We start from the raw sequence: 18874 nt of genomic DNA, 5'->3' as shown, positions 1-18874 counted from the left end.
GTCAGACGCCTGCCGGTATAGGCTTGGGACATGCCTTGATCCTTTCCAGCATCCAGACCGACGCGCCGATGCCGAGGACCGAAATAGCGGTCGCCGAGGAAAAGAGCGCTGCGTAGCCGAACTGGTCGGCAATGTAGCCTGCGATCGCCGTGCCAAGCAGGTAGACGACCAGTTCGGCGCAGCTGAGGATTGTGAAATCCGTACCGGGCTGATCGTCGGAAGAGGACGCCATGAAGAAGGAATAGATCGCGACCAGTTCCATGTAGCGGATCAGGGTCTGGAAGGCGGACGCCGACATGGCGATGGCCACACCCGGCCACACGCCGAATGCATTCAACGCGAAGGCGAGGAAGCAAAGGCTACGAAGTCCGCCGAGCAGGATGAGCGTCGCGGTCAATCCCGCCTTGCGGATGATCAGCGCAGCGATCGCTGCACCGAGAAGCCCTGCCGTCGCGGCCGCACCTCCGGAAAGGTAGCCGATCCAGTCGATCGGCACCTTGCTGTCGACGAGAAAGGGGCCTTCCATGCCACGCACGAGGCCTTCGCTCGCCCTGTAGGTGAGGGCGAAGGCGAGAATGATCCAGGCGTTCGGCCGCCGGAAAAAGACAAGAAGGCTTGGTCGAGTGCGTGGAGGTGCATCCGCGCCGGGCTTGACCTTGTCGTGCATCCAAATCGCCGCGATCAGTGGCAGCAGCGACAGGCCTGCGACCAGCAGGATCGTCGGCCGCCAACCGATCTTGTGGAAGAGGACCAGCGTCAGCGTGCCGCCGATGATGACGCCGAGCGCGACGGAGCCTGCCTGCACCGCATTGCCGATCGGCCGCGTCCCGCCGCTGAGGTGCCGCACCGCATAACCGTCGGTGGCGATGTCCTGAACCGAGGACAAAAGCGTGATGCAGATGCCGACCGCGAAGAGCACGCCGGCCTGGCTGGGCTCGACCAGGGCCATCGACGCAATGCCGGCACTGACGAGAAGCTGCGTCGAGACCACCCAGCCGCGCCGGTGGCCGAGCCTCGGCCAAGGCGCCCAGCGATCGACGAGAGGCGCGACGGCGAATTTCAACACGAGCGGCAGCATCAGCAGCGAGAACAGGCCGATCGCGGTACGCGATGCGCCGCTCTCGCGCATAAGAGGCGGTAAGGCCACGAGCAGGAGATAAGTCGGGATCCCCTGGGCGAGGTAGAGCCCGCCCAAAACCGCATAGAGCCTTCCAGCGCCTTGCGCTGCCTTCTCCTCGCGGACCCGTGAAGAAGCCTGCATAACTGTCATGGTCGTTAGGTTCCTTGCTCCGCAGTGCCGAGCACCAGTGATTGCCGCCGCCTCGCGTGCCCTATAAACAGGAGTATTTTTCTCATGTTTAATGGGCCAAACAGCGAAAGGCTTGGATACGAGCGAACCTGATTAAGACAATTGCGAACGAGCTCCTGGGAGAGGCAACAACGCAAGTCGCCACAAGGGCCTATGGAGGGAGGTTGCCAGGGTAATGCAGCGAACCAGGGTCGCCAAATCGGCAAGCCATCTGTCGTTGGTGCAGTCGCTCGGCTGGATCGCAAGGCTTCAGCCAAAGCGTGCCGTGCTGACGCACATGCACGTGCCGTTGGACTATGAAACGCTGCAGAACGAAACGCCGGATCACGTCGGGCCGGCCTACGATATGATGCGTCTCGAGTTCGACGTCACAATGCCGTCCGCTGAAGAAGCGTAACATCCGACGTTAGCATGCGGCTCCAAAGCGTTGATTTCGCAGGATTCGGTGAATTCGAGGCTGTGTGGTTGAGTTCCATAATTAAGCTTATGCGATAATTGTATGTAGCCGGGTACATTCTATTTCCAAGTGCGACATGCCAATAAAAACAAAGGCTTCGCCCTGGAGATTTTTGGATGTCGCAGTGCTATTTGCAGCTCACCCTTCCCGATCGCCGACGCGTGCATCAGCTTCTCGAACGCAAGGTGCCGATTGCTGAGATCGCCCGCCAACTCGGTCGGCATCGATCGACGATCTATCGTGAACTGAAGCGCAATACCTTTCATGATGCCGAGTTTCCGGAATACAGCGGCTATTACAGCGGTATCGCCAACGACATCTCGAAGGAGCGTCGGCGACGGCTGCGCAAGCTCAGCCGCCACGCGCAATTACGCGAACTGGTCATCGAGCAGCTGAAGGCACTTTGGTCGCCGGAGCAGATCGCCGGCCGTCTGCTTGCCGATGGTGTGAGCGCCGTCCGCGTCTGCACCGAGACGATCTATCGCTTCATCTATAGCAAGGAAGATTATGCGCTGGAGCTCTATCAGCATCTGCCGGAAGGCCGTCGTAAGCGCCGCCCACGCCGCTCCCGCAAACCCCGTGACGGCTCGATCCCGTTGGACTGCAGGATCAGCCAACGCCCTGATTTCATTGCCGATCGCTCTCAGTTCGGCCACTGGGAGGGTGATCTCCTGATCTTCCGGCGCGACCTTGGTGAAGCCAATGTCACCTCGCTGGTCGAGCGCAAGAGCCGCTACACGGTGATGATCAAGAATGGCAGCCGTCACTCTCGTCCGCTCATCGACAAGATCATCGATGCCTTCTCACCGCTACCCGCCTTTGCCCGGCAGAGCTTCACCTTCGACCGTGGTACCGAGTTTCGCGGTTTCAAGGCTTTGGAAGATGGACTCGGCGCCAGGAGCTGGTTTTGCGATCCGAATTCACCGTGGCAGAAAGGCGCGGTCGAGAACACCAACAAGCGCATCCGTCGCTTTGTGCCGAGCGATACGGACCTGTCCGCCGTCAGCCAGCCGCAACTGGTCGCCCTCGCCCACCATCTCAATTCACTGCCCAGGAAGTGCCTTGGTTACCGCACGCCCGCCGAGGTCTTCATGGCCCATTTGCGCGATTGCGGGTAATCCCCTACCCTCCACTCGTCATTGTTGCACTTGGATTAGATTCTCCACCGCAAAGTTAGAGTGTCCTGATCCTGCAAAGTAAGAATGTCACGCTCCCCGCGTTTTCAATGACGCCGGAGATTGCGGATGGGACTGATTGCGATGAGCGAGCGCGATCTGCAGCGGATCGAGATTTTGTCGGCGGTCGTCGACGATCGTGTCTGCAGCCCACGTCTCGCGCTAAGCACGCGCCAGGTGCGCCGGTGCTCGATGTCTTCGAGCAGCATGGCGCCGCGGCGATCCGGCACAAGGCGCGCGGCCGACCGTCGGCCTCCAACTACGCGAGGCGCCACCACTCGCCGCGCGAAGTCCGCTCTGATGCATCGTGCGACCGTCGAAGTACGAAACATGATCGTCGCTCTGACGACGCCGAATTGGTCAATCGATGGACAAACGGCAGATCTAACTAGCGGGGTTGCATTACTCAGCCTCGATCCCAACACGCGCGTAGGCTTCTGGCGGAGCATTATTGCCGCGCATCAGATCCTGCATGAGACGGGTCATTGCCTCCTCGATCTCCGGGGAGACAAGCGGCGTATTCTGTCCTGGATCATCAGCCAGATCGAAGAGCCGGGTTTCACTCTCAAGGAGCGCGCCGGGACCGTAGTTGTCGAACATCGGCGACCGCTCGATCACCGGTATCTTGAGGACCGGCGCTCCCTTCGTGAACGGCAACGGTTGTGCGAGCGTGGCTCCGGCCAGTTCCTCCGGCGTGAACGGCTCCCAGATGTGCGTCGGCATCAGCGTGTATTGATAAAGCTCCTGGGAGCGAGGATCGGGCGGGAAGCGATGATAGGTGTAGCGTCCGTCCGTCACATTAATCGCACCGCCGAAATAGCCGAACAGTGCGCCCGCCCGCAGCGAGCGATCGGCGTCGAGCAGCGGCAGGAGCGAATGCCCCTCCATCTCGGCAACGGCCGGCGTGTTGAACAGATCGAGGAAGGTCGGCGCGAGATCGATGGTCTGGGTCAGAGCCGACCGGCGGACGCCGGCGCTGCCCGGCCGGCACGGCTCGTAGAGGAAGAGCGGGATGTGCACGATCTCCTCGTACATGTTCATCCGGTTCTTCGCCCAGAAATCGTGCTCGCCGAGAAGAAAGCCGTGATCGGTGGTGACAACAAGTGCGGTGTCGCTCCAAAGGTCGTGCTGATCGAAATAATCGAGAAGCTGCCCGATGAGGAAATCGCAAAGCGCAACGAGGGCGTAGTAGTTGGCGCGCAGTTCCTCGCACTCTTCGGGAAGCTCGTCGACGCGGCCGTAGCGCGGCCAGTCTCGAACCGGACCGTTCCAACCCGTCGTGAATGCCTCGCGAAACCGCTCCGGCGCGGTAAAGGGTTCATGCGGGTCGAACGTCTCGATCTGAAGAAGCCAATTGTCCGCGGTCCGGTTCCGCTCGAGGAACTCCAGTCCGGCGGCGAAGCAGCGCACCGACGGGAACTCGCTCTCGTCCTTGATGAACTCGCGGTTGACGATGTTGCGGCGAAACTTGTCGCGTGCCGACTGGCTGAATTGCCGCTCATGATACATCTGGCGCAGGCGCTCCCAGGGTGGCTGCACCATCGCTTTCCAGGGGTCGCCCTCCTGCCCGCGAATGAACTCGTAGCTGTCGTACCGGGTGTGATAAGTGGCGCCACCGTCCTCGAAATAGTGGAAGTGGTCGGTGACGAGGTGGCTGTATGAGCCGGCCTTGCGCAAAAGCTCGGGAAAGGAATTGTCGAACGGCTCAAGCGGCCCCCAGCTCCTGTGGAGAAAGCTGAGGCGCCCGGTCTGCAGGTCGCGACGCGCCGGCATGCAGGGCAGGCTGCCGACATAGTGGCGCTCGAACGTTGCGGTGCGCTCGGCCAGTCGGGAAAAATTAGGCGTCGGTACCCGCTGTCCCCCGTATGGGGCGAGCACGTGGCGGTTGAGCGAGTCAAAGAGTACGAAGACGGCCTTCATCGTGTTTCCGCTGTCCCTCATTCAGAGCTGCATTGCAGCTTGTCGTTTGAGCGCTTCGACCAGAAGCAGACGCAGGCGCGCGGCTTCCATTTCGCCGCCCGCCTGATCGGCGGCCGTTCAAAAAGGCGACGGCACCCATTTTGCGGAAGATAGCGCGGCCGCAACTGGATTGTACCGGCCCCGAGCACTACTGCAGCGACCTTTGCGCATCTCAAAAGACGCGCGGCGCTGTAGGAGGGGTCCCCTCACCTGCCGCGATGTCTCAGATACCTCGAAGAGGCTTTAGCCGACGCGGCCGGCGCGTTTGACGAGCATGGCGATGAACGGTACGTCGTCACCCGAGATCGTGTCGATGATGCCGTCGGCGATCCATTGCACGAGCTCCGGCAGGGGGTCACGTCCCCCACGCCAATACTCGGCGAGCACGGCAGGGCGAGGCACGTGTACGCGGTTGCTGAAGCCTGCTTCATGCAATGCCTTCGCATCGTCGGGGTGGAACATGTCGAGCTCGATCGAAACCGAGTTCGCCCTGCACGCCTTCAAAACCCCGACGAGGTCGGCGTGGCGAGCGTGGGTGATGGCTTCGGTCCTGAGATCCGGATGGCGCTCGACCGCACGCTTAAGCACCACATGGTCGAAGCCGATGATGATGACCCGGTCGAGGGTGCCCGTCGATCGCAGCAAGGCTGCCACCTGATCGACGGCAAGGTCCGGGCGCTCCGCCTCCTTGATCTCGAGCACAATACCCATGTCGTCCGCCCTCGCCCAATCGAGCGCCTCCGCCACGGTCGGTATCTGCGTTCCGGCGAAAGCGGGATGAAACCGGGCCCCTGCGTCCAATCTGCGGGTCTGCTCGAGGCTGAGGTCTGCCGCAAAGCCGTGTCCGTTTGTCGTCCTGTCGACAGTCAAGTCGTGCAGGATGATCGGCTCACCGTCTGCGGTCAGTACCACGTCGACCTCGACCGTGGTCGCCCCTGCTGCCTTTGCCGCCTTCAATGCCGGCAAGGTATTTTCCGGGTAATGGAGGCTGTAGCCGCGGTGGCCGCAGACATGGACACGTCCCATTTCGCGAGCAAGGAAGCTGAAGGCCATTCGATTTGATCCTCTACCGTGACAGCGCGACTTCTCGACCGTGCGCTCTGACTGTTTCACGAACAATGAGCTCAACCGGCACGTAGGCCGAAATCGGCGGCGAGTCAGGATCGGCGAGCCGCCGGTCGAGTATCGATACGACATCCCGGGCAATTCGCCGGGGATCCTGCCGCAGAGTGGTCAGACGGTAGGAAGACCATGCGGCCATGGGCACATCGTCAAAGCCGATGACTGAAACGTCGTCGGGCACGCGCAAGCCCGCTCCACGAAAGTAGTCGAGCGTTCCGAAGGCCATGAGATCATTCACACAGAAGACCGCGTCAGGCGCCGTCCCGCTCGCCAGCAGCTGTCGCGCCGCCTCTTGCCCGCCGTCATAGTCGGCAAGACCCGCCCGAACGATCTTCGCCTCGAACCCGGACGCCGTGGCAAATTGCGTGAAGGCGTGCTCGCGGGCGGAGAGGCACGGGCTCGGGTTTACCCTGTTGACCACGGCGAAACGGGAGGCTCCCGCGAGGCGCAGGGCCTCGAAGGCTTGCTGCGCTCCGTCCCTGTCTTCACAATGGACGCTGTCGAGGCCGGTCTCGGCCCGATTGATCAGGATCAGCGGCTGTCCATTTCGCCGCGTTAGCTCGACAAGACTGGTCGGCGGCGAACCCGAGAGAAAGACGGTCGCCTCCGCTCGATAGCGCAGCAACTGCCGGGTTGCATTCGCGACGTCGTCCGCAGTGGGGCCGATGCTGATGATCGCCGGCACGTTGCCGCGCTCGATCAAGGCGTGCGAGAGGGCCGCAATCATCTGGGCCCGGAATGGAGTATCGGCGTCGGAGGTCACGAGTCCGACCAGCCGGCTCCGATTGGCGAGGAGCCCGCGCGCGAGATCGTTGACCTGATATCCGAGCGCTGCGGCTGCCTCGTGCACCCGCGCCAGCGTTGCTGGCGCGATGCTTGCGCCAGGCGTGAAGGCCCGCGAAACCGCCGACCGGGACACACCGGCACGCTCAGCGACTGCGTGGGCGCTCACAAAGCGGCCCTGGTTGCTGTCTCTGGTATCCGACACCCGTGCGACTCCGCTGGACATTCCCCAAAGCGCATTCATAATCGTGTTGCACAGCATTGCAACAATCAATGACGACACGATGCAAGCGTGTCGCGGCTGGGAGGAAATCAGATGATTCACTGGAAAATCGGAACTGCTGCGCTTCTGAGTGCGGCATTGGCGGCCGGCAGTGCGGCCTTCCTTGCAGCAACGCCTCTGTTGGCGCAAGAAACCGTGAAGCTTGAGCTCTGGTCGCGCCAGGATCCATCAGGGCCGCTGCGCCCGGGCAATGTGGTCAAGGCTGCCGAGCGGTTGAACAAGGAGCTTGAGGCCGAGGGCTCCCCCAAGCGCGTCGAGGTTGCCGTGCGCGAGAGCCCCGCCAAGGGTTTCGACGACGATGCACTACAGCTTCTCAAGGTATTCGGCATCGGAGAAGGCCCCGATATATTCATCGCCGCGCACGAATGGATCTGCGCCTTCCAGGAGGATGGCTTCGTTCTCAAGCTCGATGACTATATCGCGAAATACCCTCAGCATTTCGGCACGATCTTCCCTTCGCTCTGGTCATCGGCGAAATGTCCCGATGGCACCTACGCTATTCCGCAGGATGCCGAGGCGAGAATGTTCTTCTACAACAAGAAGCTCCTGCGCGAGGCCGGCTACGACGCTGCCTTCGTCGACGCCATGCCGGAGCGGGCCTTGTCGGGCGACCTGACGATGGATGAGGTGCTGGAGATCGCCAAGCAGGTCGTCGACAAGACAAAAGCACAATACGGCGTGCTTCACCGGCCGAACAAGGGCCCGGACTACATCATGGTCTTCAACACTTACGGCAACGACTTCATCGATCCGGCAACTGGCAAGCTGCTCCTTGAGCGCGACAAGCTCGCTGCCGCCTTCGGTTGGTTCGAGCGCGGGGTGAAGGAAAAGGTCATCCCGGCCAACAACACGGCGATGGAATTCGATGCGCTGCGCAAGGAATTCTACACCGGCAACGCCGCATTCTGGATGTACGGCATCTGGGACCTCGGCAGCGTCGCGTTCCCGACCTACGGGCTGCCGCAGGACGAGAAGGCTTTCTTTGCGGATTGGGGCTGGATCACCGGGCCGGCACCCCAGAAGGGCGGTGCGCCGGTCAGTCTGACCCATCCGATCGTTTATGCCATTGCGGCCGACACGAAGGAGCCGGAACTCGCCGTCCGCCTGCTTGGCCACGCTTCAGCGGTTGATCTCAACACTGATCACGCGGTCACAACGACACATCTCGGCATCAAACCCGAGCAACTCGAAGATCCGCGCTATGCCAAGGCTTGGCCGCTCGCCAGGGCAACGGAACTGCTCAAGATCACCAAGTTCCTGCCCAACAACTCGCAGTTCGGCGAGCTCAACGGCATCATCTTTGCCGGGATTCAAGGCATAGAATCCGGGCGGCTCTCGGCTGAGCAAGCGGCTGATTTCGTCATCGAGGAGGCGTCGGCCACCCTCGAAGACGTGACCGTCAAATAGGTCCGATCGGTCTCGCAGCCGTCGGCCCGGCCCGCCGGGTCGACGGTCGTAAAGTCCGGCGTACGAGACGAACGATGACGACGACAGCAGATGAACTCACGATCGAGCGACGCGGCCGTGCGGGGTCAACGGCCCGCAGGCGCACGAACTTCGTGATCTTTCTCGGTCCCGCGATCGTCCTCACAGTCCTCTTCTTCGTCGTCCCAGTGGTCATCGACATCGCAGTGTCGTTTACCGACCTCAGCCGTTCTCTACGCATCAGCGAGTTCACCACAGAGCAGTACGAGAAGGTCTTTAGAACCGATCGCCGTTTGTCGCAGGTCATCGCGCTGACCTTCATCTACGTCTTCGGCACGCTGGCGATCTTCAACGTGACCTTTGGCCTGATCCTCGCCATCACCACCACCGCGATCAGAAATGTTTCCGGCAGCTTCTTCCGGGGTGTGTGGCTGCTACCGCGGATGAGCCCGTCGGTTCTTTACATCCTGCTCTGGCTGTGGGCGGTGAGCCCAACGGAAGCCGGCCTCGTAAACCAGGTGCTCATGCAGGCGTTCGGCCTCGACGCGCCGCTGGACCTCCTGACCTCGGCGCCGATTGCGCTCATCATCATCTCGAACGGCTTCATCGGCGCTTCGATGGGCATGATTATCTTCACCGCCGCGATCCGCGGGATCCCCGAGCACCTGTTCCACGCCGCGGCGGTGGACGGTGCCGGAACCTTTGCCAAGGTCCGCTTCATCACCCTGCCGGCGCTGCGTTGGCCGATCAGCTTCGTCACGATCTATCAGACACTCTCGCTGCTGGTGAGCTTCGAATACATCCTGCTTCTCACTAAGGGCGGTCCCTTTTACGACACCACCGTCTATGCGCTCTACGTGTATCGTCGCGCCTTCGAGAGCGGCCAATACGGATACGGAGCCGCGCTGGCGCTTTTTCTCATCGTCATCGGCGTTGTCGTCGCCCTCATCGGCTGGCGCTTCTTCGACATGGAGCGCCTGCTGCAGCGCCCGCGCATCGAGGTGCATTGAGATGGCCGCGCGGGCGACGGTCGACTGGGACGCATTGGCAGCGCGGGCGCGTGTCGCCCGGCGCACCAAGGCGGTCGTCTTATACGCCTTCCTGATGGCCGTATCGCTTCCGATCATCCTCCCCTATTTCTGGCTCGTCACGATCGCCTTCTCGGCCAAGACCGGCGTTGCCGACACGGCGGTTCTGTGGCGCTCGATGGCCGTGGTCATTCCCGCCGTCGTCGCCTTCTGGCTCACGGCCGCGCTCGCGCAAAGCCGGCGCCAGCTGTGGATCGGCTTTGCCGCAGTCGCCGCGATTGCTCTCGTCGCCTTCGCGCTGCTGGTCGGCCCCGACCTGCACCTCGGCAATTTCATCTTCCTGTGGGAGCCAGACTTCGCCTCGGTCGTGCGGTCGCGGATCGGGGAAGTCAAAGGAGCGGTCCAGTTTCCCAACGTCTGGCATGCCTTCGGCAACTCGATCCTGATCGCCGGGGCGCAGACGGCAATCGTCGTCACCGTCGCGTCGCTGGCAGCCTATTACTTGTCGCGCTTCCAGTTCCCCGGCCGCTCCTCGATGCTGCGCTCGCTCCTGGTGCTCCACGCCTTCCCCGTGCTGACACTGATCGTGCCGATGTTCCTGATGCTTTACTGGATCGGGCTCCTCGACACGCTTTCCGGCGTCATAATTGTGCTTGTCGCCTTCGAGCTGCCATTTGCGATTTTCATCATGAAGGGCTTCTTCGATGCCGTGCCGTGGGACATCGAGATGAGCGCGCTGACCGACGGCGCGTCGCGGCGGCAGGCATTCGTGAGTGTGGTGCTGCCACAGGTGAGGAACGGTATCCTTGCCATCGCAGTCTTTACCTTCATCCGCGGCTGGGAAGAGTACATCTTCGTGTTCACGTTCCTGATCCGGAACAGCAATTGGACGATGAGCCTTTACATGTACTGGGTGCGCGATGATGTCATGGGCGTCGACTATGGCGTCGTCTCTGCGGTCGGCGTCTTCTACCTTGTCCCGAGTCTGATCCTTTACATGGCCGCGCAGCGCTATCTCATGCAAATGTCGATCGGCGGCGTGAAGGGCTGACGACGATGGCGAAGATCGAATTTCGTAACGTGGTGAAACGCTTCGGCGACGTCGAGGTGATCCCTGACATGAACCTCGTCATAGAGGACGGCGAGTTCGTCGCGCTTCTCGGCCCTTCCGGCTGCGGCAAGTCGACGAGCCTGTTCATGCTCGCCGGCATCTATCTTCCAAGCGGCGGCGAGCTCCTCTTCGACGGCCATGTCGTTAACGAGGTAGAGGCACGTGACCGCAATGTCGGCATCGTCTTTCAATCCTACGCGCTCTACCCGCACATGAGTGTACGCGACAACATTCTATTTCCACTGCGCTTCAAGAAAACCCCGCGCGACGAAGCCCTCGCCCGGGTGAAGGCGGCCGCGGACCTTGTCCGGGTCGCGGAACTGTTGGACCGTCGCCCCAGCGAGCTTTCCGGCGGCCAGCAGCAGCGCGTCGCCCTTGCACGCGCCTTGGTGAAGGAGCCCAAGCTGCTGCTCCTCGACGAGCCGCTCTCCAACCTCGACGCTTCGCTTCGCCTTTCGATGCGGACCGAGATCAAATCACTGCACGCGCAACTCGGTGTCACGACCGTCCTCGTCACGCATGATCAGATCGAGGCGACGACGATGGCCGACCGTATCATCTGCATGCGCGCCGGCCAGATCGAGCAGGTCGGGACGCCGGACGACCTCTATCTCAAGCCATCGAGCCTGTTCGTCGCCGGCTTCATCGGCTCACCGCCCATCAACCTTATTGCCGGCAAAGCCGAAGGCGGTACGGTAACTGTAAATGGCGTCAGATTTCCGGTTGAAGGCGCGTCGGGATCGGTCACTGTCGGGCTAAGGCCGGAGCACCTCAGATTTGGCAATACCGGCTTTGCCGGACGCATCGCGCAGATAGAGCCGATGGGCCGCGAGATCCTCTATGTCGTCGAAACCGGCATGGGCGTCGTTCGCGTGCTCGAACAGGGTTCCTCGGCCGGGCACTCGACAGGCGAAGAGGTAAGGATCGGTTTCGAGCCCGAGAATTCGCTCGTCTTCGAGACGGCGCGACAGAAACTCATCGCCGGCGCGCGTGTCCGTGCACCCCTTTGACAGAAGCGAGCGACAGCCACCCGAAGCGGAGAGGACACGCGGTGACAGCCTTTGATGTGAGTAACCGGACATCGACCACGCCGATGGCAGTCGAGGGACCGTATGGGCCTATCCGACTCAAGTGGCACAAGCTGCGCACCCAGTTCGCCGAGGCGCCCTTCAAGCGTTCCAATCTCGCCCTCGGCTGGCGGCTCGGCGCGAGCCTCGAGATCGACATACTCGCCACCGCCGATGGCCGCTTGGCCGTCCTCCACGATCCGACGCTCGGCCCTTCGACGACCGGGAGCGGCCGCGCTCCGCGCATGCCGATCGCATCGATGGGAGGGCTTTTCCACCGCGATGCCGACGGCGCTCCCGACCCCGATGCGCCGGTGCTATCGCTCGCCGAACTGGTGGCTCCGTTGCGAAGGCTGCCGAGAGCGCCGTCGGCCAACCTTCAACTCGACCTCAAGCTGCTCGAGGGACACACGCTTCCGGATTCGGCGGTCGCGGATGCGGCGGCCGCTGTCGCCGGGCTGGCGGATGCCATCGTCATCGGATCGCATCATCTGGGTGAGGCACGCCGTCTCGTCGCCGCCATTCCGGGAGCCCGGCTCGGCTACGACCCGATGTTGGCGGTGTCCCGCCAACCAGCTCTCCGTGATCCGGAGCGGCTCCTGCGCCACATGGAACGGCACAGCACTGGCGTATCCCTTGCCTATCTCCGGTTCGACGCCATTGTCGCCGCGGAAAGCCAAGGCTTCCCGCTCGTTCAGCGCCTGTTGGACCTCGGGATCGAGACCGACGCCTGGACGGTCAATCCCGGCCCTGCAATCAGCGACGCCATCCTGCGCACGCTCGTGGAGGCGAAAGTGCGCCAGATCACGACGGATGCTCCGAGGGAAATCTTCCGACTGATACGGTCGTGTTGAGCTAGAGGAGCGACTGCATCTGACTTCATCACGAAAATTCCGCTCAACTGCAGCCCAAATTCATTTGCCTGCAAGCCGGAATAGCGGAGAATTCAAGCGAAGCCACATGCTAACCGAGCGTCGCAATCGACGATACCGGCAGCTGCCCTTTGAGGGAGGAGAAAATGGCAGGTAACCATTCAGACCCGACCGGACCCGATCTTGCCCTCGGCATTGCGCTCGCCGATCTTCCTGACGGCGGCAAGCTGGTCGGCCATCGCGACGGCGAGCCCGTGCTTCTGGTGCGCCGCGGAGCAGAGATCTTCGCCATTGCTGCCGCCTGCTCGCACTATGGCGGACCGCTGGTCGACGGCCTCGTTGCCGATAACAGCGTCCGCTGCCCCTGGCATCACGCCTGCTTCGACTTGCGCACCGGCGAGGCTCTGCGCGCGCCTGCCCTGTCGCCGCTCGCTTGCTGGTCGGTCGAGCAGCGCGGCGAAAGGATTTTCGTTGGCGAGAAGCGCAAGAAGCCGTCTCCGGCCCCGCGCGAAAGCGATGCCGGGGTGTCTCCGGAACGGATCGTCATCGTCGGCGGTGGCGCGGCCGGTTTTGCCGCAGCCGAGAGACTGCGGCGTGAACAATATCAGGGTGCCATCGTCATGATCAGCGACGACGAGGCACTGCCCGTCGACCGCCCCAACCTTTCGAAGGACTATCTCGCGGGCAAGGCTCCTGAAGACTGGATCCCGCTGCGCAAGGAAGGCTTTTATGCCAAGAACGGCATCGATCTGCGCCTCGGAACCAAGGTTACCGGCATCGATGTTCGTGCCAGCGAGGCCGTACTCGCCGATGGGGCACGGGTCACCTTCGACAAATTGCTGCTGGCGACCGGCGCCGAACCGGTGCGCCTGACCATACCCGGTGCCGGCGAGCCTCACGTCCACACACTGCGCTCTCTTGCCGACAGCCGGAGGATCATCGCGCAAAGCGGCGCGGCGCGGCACGCTGTCGTGCTCGGCGCCAGCTTCATCGGCCTCGAGGTTGCCGCCTCCCTTCGGACCCGCGGCGTTGAGGTGCATGTAGTGGCGCCCGAAGCCCGGCCGATGGAACGGGTGATGGGCCCGCAGATGGGCGACTTCATCCGCGCCCTGCATGAGGAAAATGGCGTCGTCTTCCACCTTGGGGATACCGCGGCGAGCATCGGCGCGAACGAGGTCCTGCTGAGCAGCGGCACTGCCCTCGCCGCAGACATGGTCGTTGCCGGCATCGGCGTGCGGCCGCGGGTCGATCTCGCCGAGGGCGCCGGTATCGCCACCGATCGGGGCGTCCTGGTCGATGCCTATCTTGAGACCAGCGTGCCGGGAATATATGCGGCCGGCGATATCGTGCGGTGGCCCGACCCTCACAGCGGCGAGAACATCCGGGTGGAGCACTGGGTGGTGGCGCAGCGGCAGGGTGCTGCCGCTGCGCTCAACATGCTCGGACGCCGAAAGAAGTTCACGGATGTGCCGTTCTTCTGGAGCCAGCATTACGACATTCCGATTAACTATGTCGGCCATGCCCAGGGATGGGACGCGATCGAGATCGAGGGCGACATTGCGGCCAGGGACTGCCTCCTGCGCTTCAAACGCGGCGGACGCGTTCTGGCGGTTGCCACGATCTTCCGCGATACCGAAAGCCTTGAGGCAGAACTGGCGATGGAGCAGAGCGAGGCCTAGTGCACCGTGGACCGCGGCCTTCCATCTCGAAACAGCGCAAGTAGCGCTATGCCGTGCTGCAAGAGAAGCTCAGCCGCAGGCAGGTTGCTTGTCACGACATCGCCAGCGCAGCCGCTTATGATCCTGGCCAGACTGATCGAGTTCGCCGCAAACCTGTCGTTGCCGATTTGCTGCGCCTTCTCGGCCGTCGCCTCAAGCGCATTGGCGACTGACGTCATCAAATCCGAACGCTCGCGGAGTGTCATCGCATCCAGGGTCTTGGCAGATTCCCGCATGGCTATCTCTCTCTTCGTCGAGTGGGAATTGGTCGCGCTCGGCCAGTCAGCCGGCGGACGTCTACCACTTTAATGGGTTGATTATTGGAGTCCGGGAGCTCTAAAGCCGCTTCCCACCTCACAGATCGGGATTCGGCACGGCTAATGCAAGGAATGGCTACTATGCGGCTTGCGCATGCCGCGCGGTCGCAGTGGCGACTGGCACTCGGAACAAACGGCCCAGACGGCAGTTGCGAGAGAACTATGTCGGTTTTGTTGCCGCGGTACCGACTTCAGCCACTATATCGCTGGGGCCATTGTTCGCGTTTTGATCTTGCGATTGCATATCCATGGCCCTTTAATGTCGAGACGCCGATCTGGCGGCCAACTGCTGAGGAGGTCCGCCTCATGAAGCGAATGAAGGAAGAGCACCTCGCGGTTCTGCGCAGGCACATGGTCGAGGTGATTGAAATCTATGCTGACCTTGAAAGCGAAGAGCTGGGCAAGGCGGCGCTCGATGAACGGGTTATGGCAGCGATGCTGAGGGTGCCCCGGCACCTCTTCGTGCCCGCTGCGGCTGCGCCCTTTGCCTATCAGGACATGCCACTGCCGATCGGCTTCGATAAAACGGTGTCGCAGCCCTTCATGGTCGCCCTCATGGCCGATCTCCTTGCTCCCCAACCGCATGAGGTAGTGCTCGAGATCGGCACCGGCTTGGGATACCAAACCGCAATCCTCGCAGAGCTCGCCGCGCACGTTTGGAGCGTCGAAATCATCGAGGAATTTGCAAGCCATGCCGAGGCTCTCCTGCACGGCCTCGGCATTTCAAATGTCGGCGTTCGTGTCGGCGACGGATCGCGCGGCTGGCCTGAGCACGCCCCATTCGACAAGATCCTGGTCACGGCGGCGGCTGAGGAAGCGCCTCCGGCTTTGCTTGAGCAGCTCAAGCCAATGGGCCGTCTGGTTCTTCCTATGGGATCTGAAGAACAGGTGCTGACCGTCATCGACAAGGATTCGGCGGGAAAGCTCGAGGCGCGGCCACTCATCCCGGTTCGATTCAGCCGGCTCGAGGCGGTCTAATGCGCGTGTGGACATCTGGCGCACCAGAGCCTTCGCACACTACTCTGGGAGGACCGTTTGCCACACCCATGCAGACGCCCGGCTGGTTGGCGCGATAGACTGTCTCGGCCCCAAGTGCTTGTTCATCTCTCGCCTTGAACGGATTCGAACCGACGGCCCAAACCCTGTAACGGCGAAAGTGTTCGAGCGGCTAGTGCGCCGTCCTCACATCCCTGAGTATCTTTCCGACCGGACTCCCGACAGTTCTCACGAATAGTTGTCGTTTTATTCCAACGCCCGGCAACAGTGTGACATGCGTAACACTCCCGATCGAATGGGTGTGCTACCCTCGAGCAGATAAACCCAATCTTGGCGATCCGGCTGGGGTTCCATTCATTTCTGCTTTCATTAGCATCGGCGTAACTACATCCAAGAGGGGATATCATGGGGCTGGTAACGCTTGTGATGACTGTGTGCCTCGCATCGGCGCCCGAAAAGTGCCGCGAGGAGAGCTTGCAACTTCAGGAGCTCGGCTCGGTAACCCAATGCATGTTTCAGTCCGTCGCGTACATCGCCCAATGGTCGCAGCAGCATCCGGCTCTGCTTGTCAAGAAATGGCGATGCAAGCTTCCGGACATTGACCAGCTCATCTGAGTGGTGGCAATTGTACTGGGGCCTGTGAGATCGTGGCGACTACAAGCCTCTTCGGGACCTCACTTGGACAATAGACGCGGCGATCCAGCGGATCCGCCGTTCGCACTGAGGCCGCGGGGTCGATCAAACCGCACCGACCGAGCCTCGCTCGATGAGGCGACAAGGCAGCATGGCGTGTTTTGGTTCGAGGTCTTCGCCCTCGAGCAGCCGCTCGAGCCGCTCGGCTCCGCAATAGCCCAGGTCGTAGTAGGGCAAGGCGGCGGTGGTGAGTTCGGGCTTCAACGCATGCGATACCGTCCGGAAATCGTCGAAGCCGACGATGCTGACATCGTTTGGGATGTTCAATCCCAGGCCAAGGGCCGCGATATAGACCTGCAGGGCCATCTCGTCGTTTCCGCACACGATTGCCGTCGGCCGTTTTGGCTGCGTCAGGATCTCCCGCGCAGCGGCGAAGACATAGTTGTTCTCCTCGCCGATTTCGCCGTCCATTCCCAACCGGACATCTATATCCCTTTCGCACAGTCCGGCATCTCGAACGGTCTCGCGGAATGCCTCGTATCGGAGCTCTGCTCCGAGCAGACGGGGGTTGAGGCGGATATAGCCGATGCGCCGATGTCCCCGTCCGAGCAAATGCCGCGTCAGGTCGCGGGAGCCTTGAAAATCGTCCGGTTCGATCGAAACGTTGGACTTCTTCGATCCAGGGCGGCAGTTCACCAATACGGTCGGAATCTGAACGTCATCAGGCTCGGGATCGATGACGCGATGGTACATCGTCACAAAGAGCACACCTTCGATGCGATGTGACTGGAAGGTCCTCCATGTCTCCCGCTCCCGCTCATGGCTGCCGTTGGTATTGGCCAAGAAGACGGTGCGACCATTCGCATTGGCCCAATCCTGTATTCCGCGCACGATGTCGCCTGAATACGGGGTTGTTGAGATGAAATCGGTTATGATGCCGAACGTGCGGGATCGGTTCGAGCGAATGAGGCGCGCGGCCATATTCGGAACGTAGCCCAACGAGGCGATTGCCGCCTCGACTCTCTGAAGTGTGTCTGCGTGGACATTTGGTTCTTTGTTGACCACGCGCGAAACCGTCTTGTCGGAGACGCCGGCCAGTCGAGCGACGTCCTTGATACTGACCATGATTGCCATCCCTCCCCAGTTGGCCTCAACATATGAAGACAGTGCGTTATGCGCAAGTGACAACGTCGACATTTTTGATGACAACGTCGTCAATCGCGATTGACAACGTCGACATTCTTCCGCTAGCCTCTGCCGCAGGGTTGGAAAAAAGCGAGCCTTTGGGAGGAGCCGCAATGAAAAGATTGCTTGCAACAAGCGCGATCGCATTGGTGATTTCAGCCGCCGCCGCGCAGGCCGAGACTCTGAACATTCTCGTCGAGGGCGGTGGCGAAATGCTGCAGAAGGCCGTCGCCGCACAGTTCACCAAAGAGACAGGCATCGAGGTCAAATTCACCGTCGTCCCCTACCAAGGCGTCTACGACAAACTCTCGGCCGAGATCGCTTCGGGGCAGTCGAATTTCGATGTCGCCTCGATCGATGTCGTCTGGAATGCCAAGTTTGCGCCGCACCTGGAAAGCCTCGACGATCTTTTCACGCCCGAGTTTGCGGCATACTTTTCCCCGGCGCTTTTGGCAGACGCGAAGCTTGGCGGGCACTATGTCGGCGTGCCGGCCTGGGCCAACGCAGAGGTCGTGTTCTACCGCAAGGACCTGTTCGAGAACGCGAACGAAAAGGCCGCCTTCAAGGCCAAATACGGCTATGAGCTTGCCCCGCCGGCGAATTGGCAGCAATGGCGGGATATTGCCAAGTTCTTCACGCGAGACACCGACGGCGACGGCAAAACCGACTTCTGGGGCACCGACACGATCGGCGCCTATTCCGAAGAATGGATGGCGCATGTGTTGCAAGCAGGCTCGCCCAGCGTGGTCCTCGATGCCAAAAACAATGTGATCGTCGACGACGCCGCTCACAAGGAGGCGCTCGAGTTCTATGTCGCTCCGCTCTGCCAGGACAAATCCGTTCCGGAAAACGTCACCGAGATCGGCTGGGGCGAGGCCCAGAACCTCTTCTATCAGGGCAAAACCGCCATGATGAAGTTCTGGGCGCATGCCTACAGGATGACGCCGGCGGACTCCAAGGTTAACGGCAAGGTCGGTGTTGTTCCGATGATCGCCGGAAAAGCGGGAATCGCCGGCATTCCCGGCACCTGGTACAACGTCATTCCGTCGACTGCCGCCAACAAGGACGCCGCGAAGAAGTTTATCGCCTACGCGGTCAAGCACAATGCGATGGGCATAGAAGCTCCGCTCGGTCTAGCGGCGACGAACTCTGCCTATCAGAGTTACGCCGGCAAGCCGGGGTATGAACACTTCGAGCCGCTCCTGAGGACCTTGGCGGCAGACGCAACACGTGGCCGTCCGATGCACGAGCACTACCAGGAAATCGTCGACGAGGCGGTCCTTCCCGCCGTGCAGAAGGCTCTGTCTTGCGAAGATGACATCGGTGAGGTCCTTTCCGAAGCTAGGGAAACGATCGAGGACATCTTGAACTAACCCACCCACTGCATGATTCCTTAAATCGGAATCGGTTTAAGGAAAAAATCATGCAGCAAAT

Annotated in this window: 16 protein-coding genes and 2 pseudogenes; 12 read left to right on the top strand and 6 right to left on the bottom strand. The window is 61.5% G+C overall.

Annotation, left to right across the window (positions count from 1 at the left end; genetic code table 11):
• Position 1: 1 nt before the first annotated feature.
• Complete coding sequence (locus tag PZN02_RS21225) at positions 2 to 1270, bottom strand: RhtX/FptX family siderophore transporter (protein ID WP_280662649.1); 1269 nt, start codon at positions 1268 to 1270, stop codon at positions 2 to 4.
• Positions 1271 to 1514: 244 nt separating this feature from the next.
• Between PZN02_RS21225 and PZN02_RS21220 the strand changes: the two are divergent.
• The 3 genes and pseudogenes from PZN02_RS21220 to PZN02_RS21210 all read left to right on the top strand — a co-directional run.
• Positions 1515 to 1706 (top strand): annotated as a pseudogene (locus PZN02_RS21220) (MBL fold metallo-hydrolase); the annotation flags it as partial.
• A gap of 176 nt (positions 1707 to 1882) precedes the next feature.
• A complete protein-coding gene (locus PZN02_RS21215) occupies positions 1883 to 2884 on the top strand; it encodes an IS30 family transposase (RefSeq protein ID WP_013851102.1) in 1002 nt (333 codons plus the stop codon).
• A 126-nt stretch (positions 2885 to 3010) separates the two neighbouring features.
• Positions 3011 to 3192: pseudogene (locus PZN02_RS21210) on the top strand (ISNCY family transposase); the annotation flags it as partial.
• Between the two features lie 151 nt (positions 3193 to 3343).
• Here the strand turns inward: PZN02_RS21210 and PZN02_RS21205 are convergent.
• The 3 genes from PZN02_RS21205 to PZN02_RS21195 form a co-directional block, all read right to left on the bottom strand.
• Positions 3344 to 4861, bottom strand: coding sequence for a sulfatase (locus tag PZN02_RS21205; RefSeq protein ID WP_280663324.1), 1518 nt, complete (start codon positions 4859 to 4861; stop codon positions 3344 to 3346).
• A 282-nt stretch (positions 4862 to 5143) separates the two neighbouring features.
• On the bottom strand, positions 5144 to 5953 hold the full coding sequence (locus PZN02_RS21200) for a glycerophosphodiester phosphodiesterase (protein ID WP_280662648.1): 810 nt from the start codon (positions 5951 to 5953) through the stop codon (positions 5144 to 5146).
• A gap of 13 nt (positions 5954 to 5966) precedes the next feature.
• Positions 5967 to 7010 (bottom strand): LacI family DNA-binding transcriptional regulator, encoded by a 1044-nt coding sequence (locus PZN02_RS21195; protein ID WP_280662647.1) that lies wholly within the window; start codon positions 7008 to 7010, stop codon positions 5967 to 5969.
• 111 nt (positions 7011 to 7121) lie between these two features.
• On the opposite strand from PZN02_RS21195, the gene PZN02_RS21190 reads away from it, so the two are divergent.
• The 6 genes from PZN02_RS21190 (at position 7122) to PZN02_RS21165 (ending at position 14270) form a co-directional block, all read left to right on the top strand.
• On the top strand, positions 7122 to 8495 hold the full coding sequence (locus PZN02_RS21190; RefSeq protein ID WP_280662646.1) for an ABC transporter substrate-binding protein: 1374 nt from the start codon (positions 7122 to 7124) through the stop codon (positions 8493 to 8495).
• Between the two features lie 74 nt (positions 8496 to 8569).
• Positions 8570 to 9523 carry a carbohydrate ABC transporter permease gene (locus PZN02_RS21185; protein WP_280662645.1) on the top strand — a complete coding sequence of 318 codons (954 nt, stop codon included), beginning with the start codon at positions 8570 to 8572 and terminating at the stop codon, positions 9521 to 9523.
• A 1-nt stretch (position 9524) separates the two neighbouring features.
• Entirely contained in the window at positions 9525 to 10592 is a 1068-nt protein-coding gene (locus tag PZN02_RS21180) for a carbohydrate ABC transporter permease (RefSeq protein ID WP_280662644.1), read from the top strand.
• 5 nt (positions 10593 to 10597) lie between these two features.
• A complete protein-coding gene (locus PZN02_RS21175; RefSeq protein WP_280662643.1) occupies positions 10598 to 11662 on the top strand; it encodes an ABC transporter ATP-binding protein in 1065 nt (354 codons plus the stop codon).
• A 41-nt stretch (positions 11663 to 11703) separates the two neighbouring features.
• Complete coding sequence (locus PZN02_RS21170) at positions 11704 to 12573, top strand: glycerophosphodiester phosphodiesterase (protein WP_280662642.1); 870 nt, start codon at positions 11704 to 11706, stop codon at positions 12571 to 12573.
• A gap of 164 nt (positions 12574 to 12737) precedes the next feature.
• Entirely contained in the window at positions 12738 to 14270 is a 1533-nt protein-coding gene (locus tag PZN02_RS21165; protein ID WP_280662641.1) for an FAD-dependent oxidoreductase, read from the top strand.
• On the opposite strand, the gene PZN02_RS21160 is transcribed toward PZN02_RS21165, so the two are convergent.
• On the bottom strand, positions 14267 to 14545 hold the full coding sequence (locus PZN02_RS21160; RefSeq protein ID WP_280662640.1) for a hypothetical protein: 279 nt from the start codon (positions 14543 to 14545) through the stop codon (positions 14267 to 14269). The genes PZN02_RS21165 and PZN02_RS21160 overlap by 4 nt on opposite strands.
• A gap of 387 nt (positions 14546 to 14932) precedes the next feature.
• Here PZN02_RS21160 and PZN02_RS21155 point away from each other — a divergent pair, with 387 nt between their 5' ends.
• Together PZN02_RS21155 and PZN02_RS21150 are read left to right on the top strand one after the other, a co-directional pair.
• Positions 14933 to 15604: a protein-L-isoaspartate(D-aspartate) O-methyltransferase gene (locus tag PZN02_RS21155; protein ID WP_280662639.1), complete on the top strand. Its 672-nt coding sequence runs from the start codon at positions 14933 to 14935 to the stop codon at positions 15602 to 15604.
• Between the two features lie 423 nt (positions 15605 to 16027).
• Positions 16028 to 16237 (top strand): hypothetical protein, encoded by a 210-nt coding sequence (locus tag PZN02_RS21150; protein ID WP_280662638.1) that lies wholly within the window; start codon positions 16028 to 16030, stop codon positions 16235 to 16237.
• A 123-nt stretch (positions 16238 to 16360) separates the two neighbouring features.
• On the opposite strand, the gene PZN02_RS21145 is transcribed toward PZN02_RS21150, so the two are convergent.
• Positions 16361 to 17380 (bottom strand): LacI family DNA-binding transcriptional regulator, encoded by a 1020-nt coding sequence (locus PZN02_RS21145; protein WP_280662637.1) that lies wholly within the window; start codon positions 17378 to 17380, stop codon positions 16361 to 16363.
• A gap of 173 nt (positions 17381 to 17553) precedes the next feature.
• Here PZN02_RS21145 and PZN02_RS21140 point away from each other — a divergent pair, with 173 nt between their 5' ends.
• Entirely contained in the window at positions 17554 to 18813 is a 1260-nt protein-coding gene (locus PZN02_RS21140) for an ABC transporter substrate-binding protein (RefSeq protein ID WP_280662636.1), read from the top strand.
• Positions 18814 to 18874: the final 61 nt, after the last annotated feature.

It is taken from the genome of Sinorhizobium garamanticum (assembly GCF_029892065.1).
Taxonomy (GTDB): Bacteria; Pseudomonadota; Alphaproteobacteria; order Rhizobiales; family Rhizobiaceae; genus Sinorhizobium; species Sinorhizobium garamanticum.
The sequence above is the reverse complement of the archived record's forward strand: the minus strand, read 5'-3'. Positions and strand labels throughout refer to the sequence as shown.